Here is a 16,513-nt window from a genome sequence, read left to right as displayed (position 1 = left end):
TACTCCCACCTTCTGTGAAAGTGGGAGGTAACGATAGCTAAACCACGGATAATAATTTCTAAATCTTAGTTAAAATTCAATTACATTTTTTCTACTGTTGAAATTCCTAATAAATTTAAAGCATTGCCTATAACTATACAAGTAGCTTCAACCATTTTTAATCTAGCATTCTTAGTTTCTTCATCCTCTGCATTAGCAATACTATGAGAATTGTAGAATTTATTGAAGGCTTTAGCCACCTCCACCACATATCTAGTAACTATGGAAGGCTCTAACTTTTCTATAGAGTTATCTATAGCACCTTTGAATGCACCTAAAAGCTTAATTAACTCAAATTCCTCTTTAGAATTCAACTTAGAATAATCTACTTCACCAGAAGCATTTCCTAACTTTCTTAATATACTCTTACCTCTGGCATAAGTATATTGAACATAAGGGCCAGTTTCTCCATCGAAGTTAAGCATTTCCTTCCAATCAAATACTATATCTCTTTCTCTGTTATTCTTTAAATAAGTAAATATAACTGCACCTATTCCTATTTTTTTAGCAACTTCTTCCTTATTCTCTAGTTGAGGATTTTTCGCATCTATTACTTCAAGTGTTTTTGTAACTGCTTCATTTAATAAATCTTCAAGGAAAATAACCTCTCCTTTTCTTGTGGAAAGCTTTCTATCAGCAAATTTTACAAGACCAAAACCTACATGAACACAATCCTTAGCCCATTCATTACCCATAAGTTTTAGGGTAGTAAATATTTGCTTAAAGTGAAGTGCTTGTGGTGTTCCAACTACATATATATTTTTATAGAAATCGTAAGTTTTCTTTCTATAAATTGCAGCCGTCAAATCCCTTGTAGCATATATAGTAGCACCGTCAGATTTTTTAACAATACATGGCGGCATATTGTATTGATCAAGCATTACAACTTTAGCTCCATTACTTTCTGTAAGTATTCCTTTTTTGTCTATTTCCTCTACTACTGCATCCATCTTGTCATTATAGAAGCTTTCGCCTGCATAAGAATCGAATTCTACTCCTAAAATATCATAAACAGTGTTAAATTCCTTTAAGCTTAAATCTCTAAATCTCTTCCAAAGAGCTGTTTCCTCTTCTGCTCCATCCTCAAGCTTTTTAAAATATGATCTTCCCTCATTATCTAGTGAAGGATCCCTTTCTGCTTCTTCGTGGAATTTAACATAAATTCTTAAAAGTTCTTTTATTGGTTCTTTTTCTAAAGCTTCTTCGTTTCCCCATCTTTTATATGCAGAAATTAATTTTCCAAATTGAGTTCCCCAATCACCTAAGTGGTTTATCCTCACCACATCATAACCTTGTGAAGACAGTATTTTATAAAGTGAATTTCCTATAACTGTAGTAAATAAATGTCCTACGTGAAAAGGTTTCGCTATATTAGGAGAAGAATACTCTACCACTACTTTTTTATCTTCCCCTTCATTGGAAGTTGCATAATTTTCTCCCTCATTTAATACTTTTTCTACAATATCCCTAGCTACATTACTTTTTTCTAAAAAGAAATTTAAATAAGGTCCTAAATTTTCAACCTTTTCAAATCCAGTCTTATCTATTTTATCCTTAAGCTCTTCTGCTATTAAATTTGGAGCTTTTCTAAAGTTTTTTGCCAATTTAAAACATGGAAATGCATAATCACCCATATCTGACTTTGGTGGTATTTCAATTAAAGCCATTATATCTTCTATTTTCATATCTACATGAGCTTTGATTTTTTCTGCAACATAATTTTTATAATCCATATATTATACCTCCATTTTAAAATTTATATAAACTAAAGCTTAGGTACATGAAAAGAAATAACAAGTCAACGATGCTAGTATATTTTGTGTCAGACAAGGAAACAGGTTCCGCCTTTAGTAGGACTATCTGTGGGTTCTGCTGACGCAGTATGACGCAAAATAGACTAGCATACTGACTTACTATTTATTTGAATGTGCCTTACTCAAATATAAAAATCCGCCCCTACACTACTGTAGAGACGGAGTATCCGCGGTACCACTCTAGTTGACTAATAAATTTAGTCCACTTAAAAATTTAACGCTTAATGCGACTTACCTTACTTGGAATATATTTTCCTTTTGAGGCAGTTTCTCCAAGGTTCTCTTCCTCCTTTATCTCCTACAGGGCTCACACCATCCCCTGCTCGCTTGAAGTTAGATTAAAAAAGTACTCTCCTCTTCATAAAATTTATATATAAGATTTTACACTATATTATAGTACCATATATAAACTTTTGTCAAGGTTCATTTAAAATTCTCCATTTTTTAGTACCTGTTTTAACTTTTCTCCAGAATCCATTAGTTTTGTCTTTTCTTCTTTATTTAATGGCACTTGTATTATTTCTTTCACACCATCTATTCCAACTATAGATGGTACACCTAAGTATACATCATTCATACTGTATTCACCCTGAAGCAGAGTAGACACTGTAAGTATAGACTTTTCATCCCTTATTATAGCCTCAACTATTCTCGTTATAGCTAAGGCCACTGCATAATAAGTTGCTCCCTTTTTATCAATTATCTCATAAGCTGCATTTTTAACATCCTCTGCAAATCTATATTTAAAATCACCAGTACATTTTCCACAAGTAGCACTACAATAGTCTTCTATATTAACTCCCGCTATATTAGTCAAGCTCCACGTGGCTATTTCAGAATCGCCATGTTCACCCATTATGTAAGTATGTATATTTCTTACATCTATTTTAAAGTGCTCTCCCAACAAATATTTAAATCTTGAAGTATCTAAAACTGTTCCTGAACCTATAACCCTTTCCTTTGGAAACCCTGATAATTTATAAGTTATATATGATAAAATATCCACTGGATTTGAAACCACTAAAAGTATAGAATTAGGGCTATATTCAACCACTTCTGGAATTATGGTTTTAAAAATCTTTATATTTTTATTAACTAAATCAAGCCTAGTTTCTCCTTCTTTTTGTGCTGCTCCTGCTGTAATTATAACTATATCTGAATTTTTAGTATCCTTATAACTTCCAGATTTTATTTCCACTGGTTGAACAAATGAAGCCCCATGAGCTAAGTCCATAGCTTCTCCATATGCCTTTTGTTTGTTTATATCTACCAATACTATTTCGGAAGCTATTCCGCCTATCATCAAAGCATAGGCAGTAGTGGCTCCTACAAAACCAGCTCCTATTATAGCTATCTTAACACCTTTTTGCTTCATAAAATTGTCACCTCCATAATTAAGTATTTTAGATATTACTATTGTATTTTATTCAATAATAATTATCAATATTATTATAATTGATAAACTTAATTATAACTTCATTTCTTTTCATTAATTCTATTTTACTCTAATATTTCATTTAAATACTTTCTTTTTGTAATAAAATAAAACGAGGTTTGTAGCATAAGATATATTAAAGATACTATAATTGAAACTAATAACAACTTTTTGTACATTGAATAATTAGAAGCCATAATAGCAATATATCCTATTCCTACAATGCTTCCTAAAATAATAGGAATAAAGAAAGTAGGTCTTAGTTCCTTCGAAATAATCTTTTTCATCTCGCAATCTGTAATACCTATTTTAAACAGTTTTTTATATTTTTCTTTTTCATTTTCTATATCTGTATATACCTTAAAATATAATACAACTCCACTAGATATTAAAAACAGTAACCCCATAAAACTTATTACAAAGAATAAAAAACCATATTTACTTATATCAATTTTGTAGCTCTCTAATTTGGACACAGGTCTATATACTTCAATGCCTTCTGCATCCCATCGCTCACGCTTCTCAATATTATTCCATATATTATTATCAGAAATTCCATTACTCTTTTTTAAAGCTGTAATTAAATTTTCTAAATTAGTTTCAGTATTATTCCAATTTTCAAATTTCAATAAATTGAATGACCCAACATTTTTACTACTCTTTTCAGTCATCATATTATAATCTTCATCATTTAAAATAATTAACTGCAAAGTATCATATTTACCCGTAGCCATATAATTTAATGTATTTTCATATATTTCTTCTTGTACTTTAAATTCATGAAACTTTCCTTTATCTTCTCCCTTTATCTTTAGAATTTCGCCTTTTTTACACCATGCTTTTTTCTCTTTTCTATAACAACAACTTACAGCATTATCTTTTTTAACATGAACTTTTTTTCTTGATATTTTATTAATCTCACTTTCAGAAAAAATTATGCTATTTCTATTCCAAAGCTCATATTTACCATCATAATATCTCTGAAGTTCCATTGTAGTAAAATTTACTTTCTTTTGCTCTTTAAGTGGGTTTTCTTTTGTATTCACCACTTCTTTTAATTTATTCTGATATAACTTATTCATACTTAAAGTCTCTACATACATAATATCATAAGGATATTCCTTCATTATGTTATCCCTTACTGTTATATAAAATCCAAAGGTTAACCCTATAAAAAATATAGCTGCACTACTTAAAATGGATAAGGTATATAATATTTTCTTATACTCGTTAAACTTATAATTTATCTCATTTAAACTTATAATTCGTTTAAAATATATTGTAATATTTTTTTTATACAATTTTATACCTAAAGAACCAAACTCTGAAATTATAAAATATAATCCTATTCCCAATATACACATAAAAACTACTACCATAAAAGGTTGATGTTTAAAAATATCTCCTAAAATTGTATAATAGGTTAGTATAAATGAAGCCCCTATTAAAATCACACCTAAAATTCCCAACATAGGGTGAGTAACTTTTTTATTTACACACTTTTTACTATTTTTTAAAAGCTCTGTTACTTCCAATTTTCTTATATACATTTTTATTATGAACATTACAGCTACATATATTAGAAAAAATAATCCTATACTTAAAATGTAGCTCTTATAACTTAAAGTATAATTTATATTCTTAAGTTCCAATATTCTAGTTACTATCATAAAAAATAATCTAGAAAAAACTGAAGCTACTAACAAACCAAAAGTTAAAGCTCCCAAAATAATAATGCTGTTTTCAATATTTACTATTCTATTTATATCTTTTTCTGTCATACCTAAAGTTAAAAATAATCCAAATTCTTTACTCCTAGATTTTATAAATGAAGAATGAGCATAGCTTATAAAGAAAAAGCAAAATGCACCAATAATTATAAGACAACTTTTTATAGTATTGTATAGATTAGGGCTAACACCCTTTATTATGCTGTCATTGAATAATAGCGTGCTATACATAAATAAAACTGTTATACAAAAACTACTACATAAAAAATACGCAAAATATTTTTTAATATTAAATCTAAAATTTTTAATTGCAATATCTTTAAATGTCACTTCTCTCACCACCCATAATAGCTTGACAATCAAGTATTTCATCAAAAAACTGTTTTCTATCACCCTTTTTTACAATTTCCATATGAATGTTCCCATCTTTTATAAATATAATTCTCTTACAAAAGCTAGCAGCAAATGGATCATGAGTTACCATTAAAATAGTGCTATTCATACATTCATTCATTTTACTAAGGCATTTCATTACGTTATTTGAGGACTTTGAATCTAAATTCCCTGTAGGCTCATCTGCAAGTACAATAGCAGGATCATTTACAAGTGCTCTACTTGCTGCTACCCTTTGCTGCTGACCACCGGACACATTATAAGGGTATTTATTTGCAATATCCTGTATTTCAAAAAATTTCATAATTTCTTTTGTTTTCTTCTCCATAACATTGGGTTTGATTTTGTCCAGTATCATTGGCAACATTACATTTTCTTTTAAGGTTAAACTATCCATAAGATTAAAATCTTGAAACACAAATCCTAGGCTCTTTCTTCTGAATATGGCTAGCTCATCTTTACTTAAAGTTTCAATATTTTTACCCATAATCTTTACATTACCGGATGTAGGCTTATCTATGCCTCCTAAAATATTTAAAAGTGTACTCTTTCCACTTCCAGAAGGCCCCATAACTCCTACGAACTCTCCCTCTTCAATTTTCACATCTACTCCATTTAAGGCGTGAGTAGAATTGCTATCATTTTTTCCTCCATAAATCTTAGTTAGTTGTTTTGTATCCACTACTATCATGTTTTCCCCTCCAAATGTAATATATAATTAAACCACAAAAAGATACAATGTGGTGAAATTTCATAATTCAAGTAATGTAATACTTTTTGTGCCATAATCAATATATTATTTTAATTATTCAATTCATTCCTTATAGCTAAATTATATATCTTACAACTTAAAGGAGTAATGCATTTACCTTACCCTAACCTTACGATTTTGAAAGGTACTTTATTTTTATTTCTGTTTCTTTCTTCACTTCACTTCTTACAGATATTTCATGTCCCAATTTTCCACATATTATTTTACATATGTATAATCCTATTCCCGTACTTTGTTTATGTTTTCTACCATTAGTTCCTGTAAAAAATGCCTCAAAAACCCTATTAATATCATAACTTGGTATACCTATACCTTCATCCTTTATATTGAGAACTATATGATTTTCCTCCCTCTCAATTCTACAAATCACAAATTTACTTACATCTTTCTCTACTTCACCCGCTCTACTATACTTAATAGCATTGGAAATAATTTGACCGATCATAAATTCATTCCATTTTCTATCCGTTAGAATTTTCGTATTTTCACATTCACACAACACCTTTGGAAAAACCTTGTTATATATGAATTGATTTTTTTGCTGATTAATAACCTTCTTCAATGAATCACATAAGTCCACAGCTTCTGGAATATAATCCTTTGAGAAGTCCTCTATACGTATCATATTTAATATCTGGTCTAAACCATCTAAAAGCTTTGTATTTTCTTCCCTTATTTCTTCAATATATTTGTATATTAACATTGAATCATCTAACTTTTCAGTAAAGCAATGATAATCTAAGTTTTCTATAATCTTTTGAATTATAATTTCAATTATAGATACAGGAGTTTTCATATTATGAACCCATTGTGAAAAAATTTGTTATTTATTTTATTTTCCTCTTTCATAGAATTTACATTGCATATATATCTTTTATTCATTTCATGTAATAACTGTTTTACTCCTTTTTGCTCATAGGTTATTGCATATACACCATCTATATTTGAATCTTTTGACATATTTTTAATACTCAAATTAAACTTATAATAGGTATAAAACTGAAATACTAAAAACATTACATATAAAAAGGTTGAAATCGTTATAAGATAAAATAAGGGAATTCTTTTATCTACATAAAGATAAAAAAATAAAATAATAGCAAACGTATTAATAAAATAAATGAAGGTTGTCCTAATCTTATCCTTTATAAAATTTAAAATTATTCTTTTCATTTCATCACCCAATATTTAAAACTACTTTATTGATTTAGAATCAATGAAATAGCCTACACCCCTCTTAGTTTTAATAGCATTTTCTATACCAACGTCCCTTAACTTATTTTTTACCCTTGTTACATTTACAGTTAATGTGTTATCATCCACAAACACAGTATCATCCCATAGAATTTCTAATAATTTCTCCCTTGTAACCACCTTATCCTTATCCTCAATTAACTTTTTTATTAATTTACATTCATTTTTACTAAACTCTAGCTCTTTATTTTCATAAATTATCTTATAATTGCTTTCATCCAACGTTAAGCCATTTATACTTATATTATTGTTTTTTACATACTCTCCACAACTTCTTCTAAAACATGCTTTTATCTTTGCTAAAAGTATTTGAAGACTAAGGGGCTTTGTAATATAATCATCTGCTCCCAATTCAATTCCCATAACCTGTTCCGCTTCTGCTGTTCTTGCAGATATAATAATAATTGGAATTGTATTTTTTCTTCTCAATATACGACAGAAATAAAATCCATCATAATAAGGTAGGTTTATATCCAATAAAACCAAATCTGGATTTATACTGTAAAATTGTTCCTCTACTTTTTTATAATCTTCTACAGTTTCCACTTGATAATCATATCTTTCAAGATACTCTTTTATGTGTTCCTGCAATTTCTCATCGTCCTCTATAAGAAAAATTTTATACATTTCATCACCTTTTCTCTAATAAGCATCATAAAAATAAGAGATTTCGTTTATAAATACGAAATCCCTTACACATGATATATTTTAGTATATATTTATATAGGTGAAAACCTCACCATTATGACATATCCTAATATATTTTTATAAACGACTATTCATTATATCTTATTTTATCTACTATAGAATCTTTTTTAAGACTTCTTTGAGCTAAGTAAGTAATTAAAATTTCTATAGCTATTAGTATAACTATAAGGGATATAAGCGAAATTAACGGAAACTTATACACTGCATAGGTAGCTTTTTTTCTAAATAACCTATAGCATATATATCCTATTGCAGTTCCTAAAGTTACTGATACTACTCCACTTATTAAGGCATAGTACATCCCCTCTATTTGAAGAGTTTTTATAAGCTGCCTATCTGAAAGTCCTACAGCTTGAAGCATACCTATTTCCTTTTTTCTTGCAAGTATACTAGTAATTATGGTATTTATTAAATTAAGAATACCAATAATCGCTATTACAAAAATTATACTACCAGAAACCACTTTAATTCCTCTGAATTGATTTTCAAGTTTCTCTTTAACTTCTCTATAATCCATAATGGTTACATTGCTATTTCCCAAGCTTTTTAAAGATTTTTTTACATAATCGTATTTATCTTCCTTTATATCTATATTTAATCTTACAGGTCTATCATCTTCAAGAGTCCTTACAAAAGTATCTTTGTGAGTTATAAATTGTACACCTCCCCAATGGGACCAACCTAAATCTTCTATATTTTTTCTTACTATTCCAATTACCGTAAACTCTAAAATTTTTTCTTTATTATTGCCACTAATTTTCTTTAAATTTACTTTCTCTCCAACTTTAAAATGACAGGGTCTATTTTCTGAAATCACTACCAATACTCCATTTTTATTCTTTAAATCATCTAAAGACATCTTTCCATCAAGTAAATACTTTTTAGAATCTCTTAACATTTTATCATCAAATCCATAAAAATTGCATGATATATTTTTTTTATTGAGTATAGTTTTATCTTCTAATTTAAGTGAAGTGTGTCTTAATAAATTTACATTTTCAACACCATTTATATCTTTTATTCTTTTAATTAAATCGCTTTTGAATGGATTAGATACACCGTCATCAGTATGCGCATGCATTGAAGTGAGTTGAAAATCACTTCTAATATCCTCCTTCACACGCTGATTTATATCCATGCTTGGAATAATTGTTGAAAATATCATAAATAAAACTCCACTTATGGTTAAGGATAATAATGTCATAATAGTTCTTTTTTTGTTTCTCCATAAATTTAAATATGAAAGTTTCTTCTCATCTATTTCTTTTTCACCATCTTTTATTACATTTTTCTCTTTCATCTTGGCTCCACTAAACCTTATAGCCTCTATAGGAGATACTTTTGCTGCCATTCTTGCAGGTTTTATTAATGAAATTATTACTGTAAGAAGACTTACTATAATTGTTACCAAAATTATATATGGAGAGGATTCTATAGTTAAATTTTCAACGTAAACCATAGGTATTACAAAATAGCTTAAAATATAACCCATCAAAATACCTAAGGGTATCCCTATACTTGACATAAAAATTCCATCTAACATAATACTTTTTCTTATCTGTTTTTTGGTGGCTCCTAATGCACCTAAAAGACCAAATTGTCTTATTTTATCAATTATAGAAATATGAAAAATATTATGGATTACTATAATTGCAGACAAAATTACTACTAGCCCAATAACAATGTAAGGCATTATAGCCTCAAAATCTATTTCAAAAGATTTTATATAATCTTCATTTATACTCATGTCATCAGATGATACTCCTAAATTTTTACCTATATGAAGTATGTTCTCTTCTATATTCTTATTATCCTTTAGTCTTACGTAATAAGACGTTTTAAAATCATCTGAACTAAATTTATCCTCAATAAAATTTTTAGATACCACTGCATTTGAAACATATTGCATTCTTGCATACTCATTTTCTTTTAAGATTCCACTTATAATAAATTCCTTTTCATCTATAATAGGCTCTTTTTTATCATCCTTTAGGCGAAATAAATATTTAAAATGTACTTTTTCACCAACCTCTGGTTTTACACGCAGCCTTTCTAGTATCCATCTCTCTACAGCTATTTCATTACTTTTTTCGGGCATATGGCCCTTTTCCAATTTTACATTTTGCATTTCCATATATGTTTTATCCATATATAAAAAATTCATTATGCAGGAGCCTAAATCCTTATTTTTTACATCTGCTGCAAAAATATATTGTCCAATTTCTTTTACCTTTATATTATTTTTTAATGTATTCTCCTGTTTTTTATTCAAATTGGAATATTTGCCATGACATTTTCCTACCCTTCCCTCTATTCCTCTTATATTCATAATTCTAACACTATTAGATAATATACCTATAGATATCAATAAACATGTTGTTAGCATTATTGTAATAATAGTGAGAATATTTTTTCGTTTATTGCATTTAAAATTTTTCCACGAAAAATTTAATATACTACTCATTTTTATTCCCCCCATTAACTACTTTTCCATCAGTGATCCTAATTACCCTATCAGCCATTTGAGCTATTCTATCATCATGTGTAATCATAATTAAAGTTTGATGATACTTCTTTATAGACATTTTCAGCAAATTAATTACTTCCGCACTATTTTTAGAATCTAAATTTCCTGTAGGTTCATCTGCTAATATTATAGCCGGCTTTGTTGCTAAAGCTCTAGCTATAGCAGTTCTCTGTTGCTGTCCTCCTGAAAGCGCATTTGTAAGAAACTTCTTTTTTTCATATATTCCTAAAGTATTCATCAAATCATCAATATACATCTTATCTACTTTTTTACCATCTAATCCTATAGGAAGTGTTATATTCTCCCAAACATTTAAAACTGGCACAAGATTGTATGATTGAAAAATAAATCCTATTTTTCTTCTTCTAAATACAGCCAGTTTGTTGTCATTCATAGAAAATATATCTTTTCCATCTATAACCACCTTCCCACTAGTGGGTCTGTCTAAACCTCCTAATATATGAAGTAAGGTACTCTTTCCAGAACCTGAAGCACCTACTATTGCAACAAATTCACCCTCATCAATACTGAGATTAACGCCATCTAATGCCTTTACAAGATTATCCCCTGCTCCATAATATTTCTTCAATAAACTTGCTTGCAAAATTTTCATATTTACTCCCCCTTGTAATTATTAATCTGACATTACTTAGTTTCAGATAAAACTTGTAACTCTTCTTTTCAATTACAACTATAGGATAGCATCTAATATTTACATTAAACTTTCAAACTTACTTACAGTTTTCTAAGTAAAGACTAAACTTAGTTCCTCTACCTTCTATTGAATCTACCATTATACTTCCTCCCTGTTCCTCAAATATCTTCCTAGTTAAATATAAACCAACACCAGAACCTTCGCAGTATTTAACCCTCTGTAATTTTCCTCTGTAAAATCTTTTAAATATATCATTAAATTCTTCTTTAGGTATCCCTATACCGTTATCTTCAATATCTATCCTTAAATAGCTTTCCATTAATTCAGTGGTAATCACTGTTTTCAGTATACTTTACTGAGTTCTCTAAAATATTAAATATAGCCTCTTTAGTCCATTTAGGATCATGACAAACTAACACAGAATGTATTTCTTCTGCATTTATTTCAATATTTTTTTCTTGTGCTTTAATAAAAATTTCACTAATAGCCCTTAACAAAGTTGACTTTATATCCTTTAACTCCTTCTTAAGTTCTATCATGCCGGCTTCCATTCTAGATATCTTTAGCAAAGAATTAAAAAGCCATTCCAATTTATTTATTTCCTGTTTACTTCTAAGTAAAAATTCCTGTATTTCTCCTTTAGTTAACTTCTCCTCTATTAAAAGAGAATTAAATAATTTAATAGAAGCTAAAGGAGTTTTAAGTTGATGGGATATGTCTGTAACTAAAGATTTTATATTTTCCTTTTCTTTTTTTAAATTTGTAAAATTATATTGCAGAGTCTTTGACATCTGTTTTATTTTAGAAGATAACTCTGAAAATACACCTTCTACATTGTCTTCTAAATTCAACTTAAAATTATTATCCATTATAGAGTCCGCAGCTATAGATATTTTATCTACGTTCTTTATAAAATAGATAACTGCATATGCTAATACACAAATAACAACTACTGTTAACAAATTCATAGAGATAAAATCATAGAACCCTAAATTATAAAAATATTTTTTAAAAGTAAGATCTTGCCACATTTTTATTTCAGTTTCATAACCATATTTATCTAGTATTTTTTTCCCGTTATTTATATCCTTTTCATTTCCCTCATTAAAAAAGGTTTTTACTATTTCATTTTCTTTTTCTGGAAATACATTTACCATTTTTCCTATTAGCTCTTGTGAAAATTCCATATGCTGTTTATGAATTGAATTTAAAGTTGTAAAATGTAGGTAAAAAACAATTAAATTATTAATTAGTAAAATGGTTATTCCAATGAATAATACTTTTTTAAGTAAAGGTTCTCTTTTAATATATCTAATCATTTTATTGCACACCTTTCTGCCCAAGTGTACCCAATTCCCCTTATGTTCTTTATATATTTAGGATTAGACGGATCTTCTTCTATTTTTTTTCTAAGCCTACTTATATTTACTGCCACAGTATTTTCATCTACAAAATTCCCATCTAAATCCCATAACTCACTTAAAAGTTGTTCTTTAGTTATAACTTGTCCAGAATTAGATATTAAGTATTTTAATAGTTTAAATTCAGTTTTACTTAAAATTAATTCTTCTTTATCTTTAAAGACTTTAAATTTATCTGTATAAAAAGCTATGTTACCTGTGTATATAACTTTTTCACCATGTTTATTATTTTTTCTTCTTAACACCGCTCTGACTTTTGATATAAGTACCATAAGACTGAAGGGTTTTGTAATATAGTCATCTGCTCCTAAGTCATACCCATTAACTATATCTACCTCTTGGTCACAAGCAGTTAAAAATATAACCAATGTATCACCATTTTCCCTTATAAACTCGCAAAATTTAAAACCATTTCCATCAGGTAAATTAACATCCAACAGAACAAGATCTATATTACTTTTTTTTAAAATACCCTTTGCCTCTTTTATGCATTTACATGTAAAAACATTATATCCTTCTTTTCTAAGTTTAAAGCTTATCCCTCTATTTAAAGATTCATCATCTTCTACTAATAAAATATTCCCCATAACAACACCCCTTTTACAAAAACTAAAAATATTTCTCATTGTATTAATAGTTATAAAATATTTCTATACATTTATTTGATTTTTTTCTATTTTTCAACTCTAATAGTAATTCTTTCATAAAGCCACCTAAGTCATAATGTTGAATTTTTTTTAAATCTGCCCATATGTATTCTTCTGCTTCATCATTTAAAATAACATTACTTGAGTCAGTCTTACACATATAGTCGATAAAAATAAAATGCTTTCCCTCATGGAATGTGTCACTATATACACTTTCCTTTAAACTAATTAATTTAATATCATATATGTCTAAGCCTGTCTCCTCTAATATTTCCCTTTTTAAAGCATCTTCCATTCTTTCTCCCAATTCAATATGTCCCCCAGGAATTACATATTTATTTCCCCATTTATGAGATTTACAAAGAAGTATTTTGCCCTCTGGATTAAAGATTATAGCTCCAACCGTTGGTTCAGGATATCTATTCATAATTTTCCTCCTATACAAATATTATTTTTTAATCAAATCTATATTACGATTATCCTACAATAAAAGTATAATGTGATGGAATTATGAAATTTCTCCTCCATGACTTGCATAAGAGCTCGGAACAATAAATTTAATTTAAGAAATTCTAATCTTTTAGCCATATAAAATTATCTAATGCTCACATTCAGCGTCCTGCCTCAGGTTCGCTAGCCTGGCGTCCTTGCCAGGCTTACGATAATTTTATCTGTCTAAAAGAAGAATTTCTAAAATTAAATTTAAACAGTTCCTTTGCTTCTTATGCAAGTCATTACAGAGAAATTTCATAATTCAGGTAATGTAATGCTTTTTGTGGGATAATCATATTATATAAAATTTTCAAAATTTATAAATTATTCTCAATACTATATCCGCCATTATATTTCATTTTCATATGATTTTAGAATATTATAATAGATATACTTGATACACATATATAAATAATAGATTACTCACTTAATTATAACTATTCCTTATAACACTTGCCATACAATATATTACAATTATAATTTATAACTTTAGTTCTATAGATTTTTCCCTAAACAAAAAGACCGCTTTTGCGATCTTTATATTTAAGAGAATTCTTTTTTTACAAATTCCTCTAGAGAATTTATACCTCTGCTACAGCTATTATTTTTGCATACATATATAGTGGTCTTATTGTCTATTCTACTGTAATCTTTAATATAAGGTATTATCTTTACAATATCCTCATTTCCATCATATACTATGGTACTAGTATATGGTAAAAATCTCTTATTAACCTCCTTTAGTATATCCCTTACTTCTTTATCTTCCTTATGACCACATATAACAATCTCCTTACCTCCTTCTTTAGCATACATAAGTGCCATATTAAAGAAATTATATAAACTTGGGTTAGAATTTACCTTTCCCCCAAAGCATTTAAACATTTGATTCACTTTATTTTCAAGTTCCACATTTCCTGTTATTCTAGCCAATCTAATCATATTTAAAGCCGCTACTGAATTTCCAGATGGAATTGCCCCATCGTAAATTTCTTTAGGCCTTACTATTAAATTTTCTCCATCTTCGCCATATAAGAAGAATCCACCATTTTCATCGTCCCAAAAAAGCCTTAACATTTCATCATTTAATTTTACCGCTTCTTTTAAGTATTCCTCCTTGAAAGTAGCATTATAAAGTTCTATAAGAGACCAAATAATAAAAGCATAATCATCTAGATAGGCTAAAAAGTCAGCCTGACCATCCTTATATCTAGCCATTAATCTTCCTTTTTCATTTATCATATTATGGAGAATAAAATTCACTGCCTTTTCTGCATAACTTATATAACTTTCATTATTTAAAACCCTTCCCACATGGGCTATAGCTGCAATCATCAATCCATTCCATGAGGTTAATATTTTATCGTCCTTATGCGGATGTATTCTTTTTTCTCTATGTTCAAAAAGTTTCTCCCTGCACTTTTGTAAAATCTTTCTAACTTCTTTATCCTTTTCTAAATCATTTATATCAGTATTTATTAAATTAGGTATGTTTTGGCCTTGAAAGTTTCCTCTGTCAGTTATGTCATAATACTTACAATATACTTCCCAATTATTCTTAAGTACGTCCTTAATTTCATCCTTACGCCATACGTAAAATTTACCTTCTACACCCTCTGAATCTGCATCTTCTGCACAATAAAAAGCTCCTTCATTACTCATCATAACCCTTATTACATAGTCTATTATTTTTTCACACACTTCCCTGTAAAATTCTTTTTTAGTGACTTCATAGGTCTCTATATAAGCAATAGCTAGAAGAGCATTGTCATAAAGCATTTTTTCAAAATGAGGAATTAACCACTTTTCATCTGTAGAATATCTAGAAAATCCATATCCTATGTGGTCAAATATGCCCCCCTTAAACATATGCTTTAAGGTTTCCTCTACCATATAAAGAGCTTTTTCATCTTTATGATGATCATAATATCTGAGCAAAAACATTAAATTTTGAGCAATGGGAAACTTAGGATAAAACCCAAATCCACCATATTTTTTATCAAAACCTTCCCTAAGCTCTGTATACGCCTTATTTATTAAATTTTCTCCTACTTCTCCCACTTCATCCTTAATGGCTTCTTGCATTCTCCCTGTTATATAATGACTTTTTTCTATTAAATTCCCTTTATCTTTCCTCCAAGCATCAACTATGCCTTTTAGCAAACTTACAATTCCTCTCATTCCATACCTATCTTCTTTTGGAAAATAAGTACCTGCAAAAAAAGGTTTCTTTTCAGGAGTCATAAAAACACTTAAGGGCCATCCTCCACTGCCGGTAAACATCTGGCAAAATGTCATGTATATACTGTCAATATCCGGTCTCTCTTCTCTATCCACCTTTATAGACACAAAGTTTTCGTTTAATATTTTAGCCACTTCTTCATCCTCAAAACTTTCGTGAGCCATTACGTGACACCAATGACAAGTACTATAACCTATGCTCAAAAATATGGGTTTATCTTCAGCTTGTGCCTTTTTAAAAGCCTCCTCACACCAAGGATACCAATCTACGGGGTTATGTGCGTGTTGAAGTAAATATGGAGATTTTTCATTTATAAGTTTATTAGCTTTTTCAAACATATTTTTTTTTACCATATTATCACTCTTCCTTTATATCTTTATCCCT

Annotated in this window: 14 protein-coding genes and 1 other annotated feature; all 14 genes read right to left on the bottom strand. The window is 28.7% G+C overall.

Annotated features, from left to right (window positions below; all coding sequences use genetic code 11):
• Positions 1 to 80: 80 nt before the first annotated feature.
• A complete protein-coding gene (argS, locus tag CC89_RS04855) occupies positions 81 to 1,772 on the bottom strand; it encodes an arginine--tRNA ligase (RefSeq protein WP_035289696.1) in 1,692 nt (563 codons plus the stop codon).
• Between the two features lie 232 nt (positions 1,773 to 2,004).
• Positions 2,005 to 2,224 (bottom strand) — a binding site (T-box leader).
• A gap of 56 nt (positions 2,225 to 2,280) precedes the next feature.
• Positions 2,281 to 3,228, bottom strand: a complete 948-nt coding sequence (locus CC89_RS04850) for an L-lactate dehydrogenase (protein ID WP_035289693.1) — start codon at positions 3,226 to 3,228, stop codon at positions 2,281 to 2,283.
• A 125-nt stretch (positions 3,229 to 3,353) separates the two neighbouring features.
• Positions 3,354 to 5,348 (bottom strand): ABC transporter permease, encoded by a 1,995-nt coding sequence (locus CC89_RS04845; protein ID WP_035289691.1) that lies wholly within the window; start codon positions 5,346 to 5,348, stop codon positions 3,354 to 3,356.
• A complete protein-coding gene (locus CC89_RS04840; protein ID WP_035289688.1) occupies positions 5,338 to 6,102 on the bottom strand; it encodes an ABC transporter ATP-binding protein in 765 nt (254 codons plus the stop codon). Before CC89_RS04840 ends, CC89_RS04845 begins: the two co-directional genes overlap by 11 nt.
• A 190-nt stretch (positions 6,103 to 6,292) precedes the next feature.
• The gene (locus CC89_RS19440; protein WP_051931503.1) at positions 6,293 to 6,979 is read right to left on the bottom strand and encodes an ATP-binding protein; all 687 of its coding nucleotides are present in this window, start codon (positions 6,977 to 6,979) and stop codon (positions 6,293 to 6,295) included.
• Complete coding sequence (locus CC89_RS20815; RefSeq protein WP_051931501.1) at positions 6,976 to 7,356, bottom strand: hypothetical protein; 381 nt, start codon at positions 7,354 to 7,356, stop codon at positions 6,976 to 6,978. Before CC89_RS20815 ends, CC89_RS19440 begins: the two co-directional genes overlap by 4 nt.
• Before the next feature lie 21 nt (positions 7,357 to 7,377).
• Positions 7,378 to 8,064, bottom strand: coding sequence for a response regulator transcription factor (locus CC89_RS04830; protein WP_035289685.1), 687 nt, complete (start codon positions 8,062 to 8,064; stop codon positions 7,378 to 7,380).
• 148 nt (positions 8,065 to 8,212) lie between these two features.
• A complete protein-coding gene (locus CC89_RS04825; RefSeq protein WP_035289682.1) occupies positions 8,213 to 10,609 on the bottom strand; it encodes an ABC transporter permease in 2,397 nt (798 codons plus the stop codon).
• Positions 10,602 to 11,285: an ABC transporter ATP-binding protein gene (locus CC89_RS04820; protein ID WP_035289680.1), complete on the bottom strand. Its 684-nt coding sequence runs from the start codon at positions 11,283 to 11,285 to the stop codon at positions 10,602 to 10,604. Before CC89_RS04820 ends, CC89_RS04825 begins: the two co-directional genes overlap by 8 nt.
• A gap of 118 nt (positions 11,286 to 11,403) precedes the next feature.
• Positions 11,404 to 11,646, bottom strand: coding sequence for a sensor histidine kinase (locus CC89_RS19430; RefSeq protein ID WP_185750675.1), 243 nt, complete (start codon positions 11,644 to 11,646; stop codon positions 11,404 to 11,406).
• Between the two features lie 4 nt (positions 11,647 to 11,650).
• On the bottom strand, positions 11,651 to 12,646 hold the full coding sequence (locus CC89_RS04815; RefSeq protein ID WP_051931497.1) for a sensor histidine kinase: 996 nt from the start codon (positions 12,644 to 12,646) through the stop codon (positions 11,651 to 11,653).
• A complete protein-coding gene (locus CC89_RS04810; RefSeq protein ID WP_035289677.1) occupies positions 12,643 to 13,335 on the bottom strand; it encodes a response regulator transcription factor in 693 nt (230 codons plus the stop codon). The genes CC89_RS04815 and CC89_RS04810 overlap by 4 nt, the downstream gene beginning before the upstream one ends.
• A 43-nt stretch (positions 13,336 to 13,378) precedes the next feature.
• Positions 13,379 to 13,822, bottom strand: coding sequence for an NUDIX domain-containing protein (locus tag CC89_RS04805; protein ID WP_035289674.1), 444 nt, complete (start codon positions 13,820 to 13,822; stop codon positions 13,379 to 13,381).
• A gap of 608 nt (positions 13,823 to 14,430) precedes the next feature.
• The gene (locus tag CC89_RS04800; RefSeq protein WP_035289671.1) at positions 14,431 to 16,482 is read right to left on the bottom strand and encodes a thioredoxin domain-containing protein; all 2,052 of its coding nucleotides are present in this window, start codon (positions 16,480 to 16,482) and stop codon (positions 14,431 to 14,433) included.
• Between the last annotated feature and the right edge of the window lie 31 nt (positions 16,483 to 16,513).

It is taken from the genome of Clostridium sp. KNHs214, assembly GCF_000744935.1.
Taxonomy (GTDB): domain Bacteria; phylum Bacillota; class Clostridia; order Clostridiales; family Clostridiaceae; genus Haloimpatiens.
Note: the sequence above shows the minus strand (reverse complement) of the source record. Positions and strands in the feature narration are given on the sequence as shown.

What these genes read in the sequence shown, in the direction of transcription:
- argS (WP_035289696.1), bottom strand. Translation starts at nt 1,772, where the DNA reads ATGGATTATAAAAATTATGTTGCAGAAAAAATCAAAGCTCATGTAGAT.
- CC89_RS04850 (WP_035289693.1), bottom strand. Translation starts at nt 3,228, where the DNA reads ATGAAGCAAAAAGGTGTTAAGATAGCTATAATAGGAGCTGGTTTTGTA.
- CC89_RS19430 (WP_185750675.1), bottom strand. Translation starts at nt 11,646, where the DNA reads ATGGAAAGCTATTTAAGGATAGATATTGAAGATAACGGTATAGGGATA.
- CC89_RS04800 (WP_035289671.1), bottom strand. Translation starts at nt 16,482, where the DNA reads ATGGTAAAAAAAAATATGTTTGAAAAAGCTAATAAACTTATAAATGAA.
- CC89_RS04820 (WP_035289680.1), bottom strand. Translation starts at nt 11,285, where the DNA reads ATGAAAATTTTGCAAGCAAGTTTATTGAAGAAATATTATGGAGCAGGG.
- CC89_RS20815 (WP_051931501.1), bottom strand. Translation starts at nt 7,356, where the DNA reads ATGAAAAGAATAATTTTAAATTTTATAAAGGATAAGATTAGGACAACC.
- CC89_RS04815 (WP_051931497.1), bottom strand. Translation starts at nt 12,646, where the DNA reads ATGATTAGATATATTAAAAGAGAACCTTTACTTAAAAAAGTATTATTC.
- CC89_RS04840 (WP_035289688.1), bottom strand. Translation starts at nt 6,102, where the DNA reads ATGATAGTAGTGGATACAAAACAACTAACTAAGATTTATGGAGGAAAA.
- CC89_RS04830 (WP_035289685.1), bottom strand. Translation starts at nt 8,064, where the DNA reads ATGTATAAAATTTTTCTTATAGAGGACGATGAGAAATTGCAGGAACAC.
- CC89_RS04810 (WP_035289677.1), bottom strand. Translation starts at nt 13,335, where the DNA reads ATGGGGAATATTTTATTAGTAGAAGATGATGAATCTTTAAATAGAGGG.
- CC89_RS04825 (WP_035289682.1), bottom strand. Translation starts at nt 10,609, where the DNA reads ATGAGTAGTATATTAAATTTTTCGTGGAAAAATTTTAAATGCAATAAA.
- CC89_RS04805 (WP_035289674.1), bottom strand. Translation starts at nt 13,822, where the DNA reads ATGAATAGATATCCTGAACCAACGGTTGGAGCTATAATCTTTAATCCA.
- CC89_RS19440 (WP_051931503.1), bottom strand. Translation starts at nt 6,979, where the DNA reads ATGAAAACTCCTGTATCTATAATTGAAATTATAATTCAAAAGATTATA.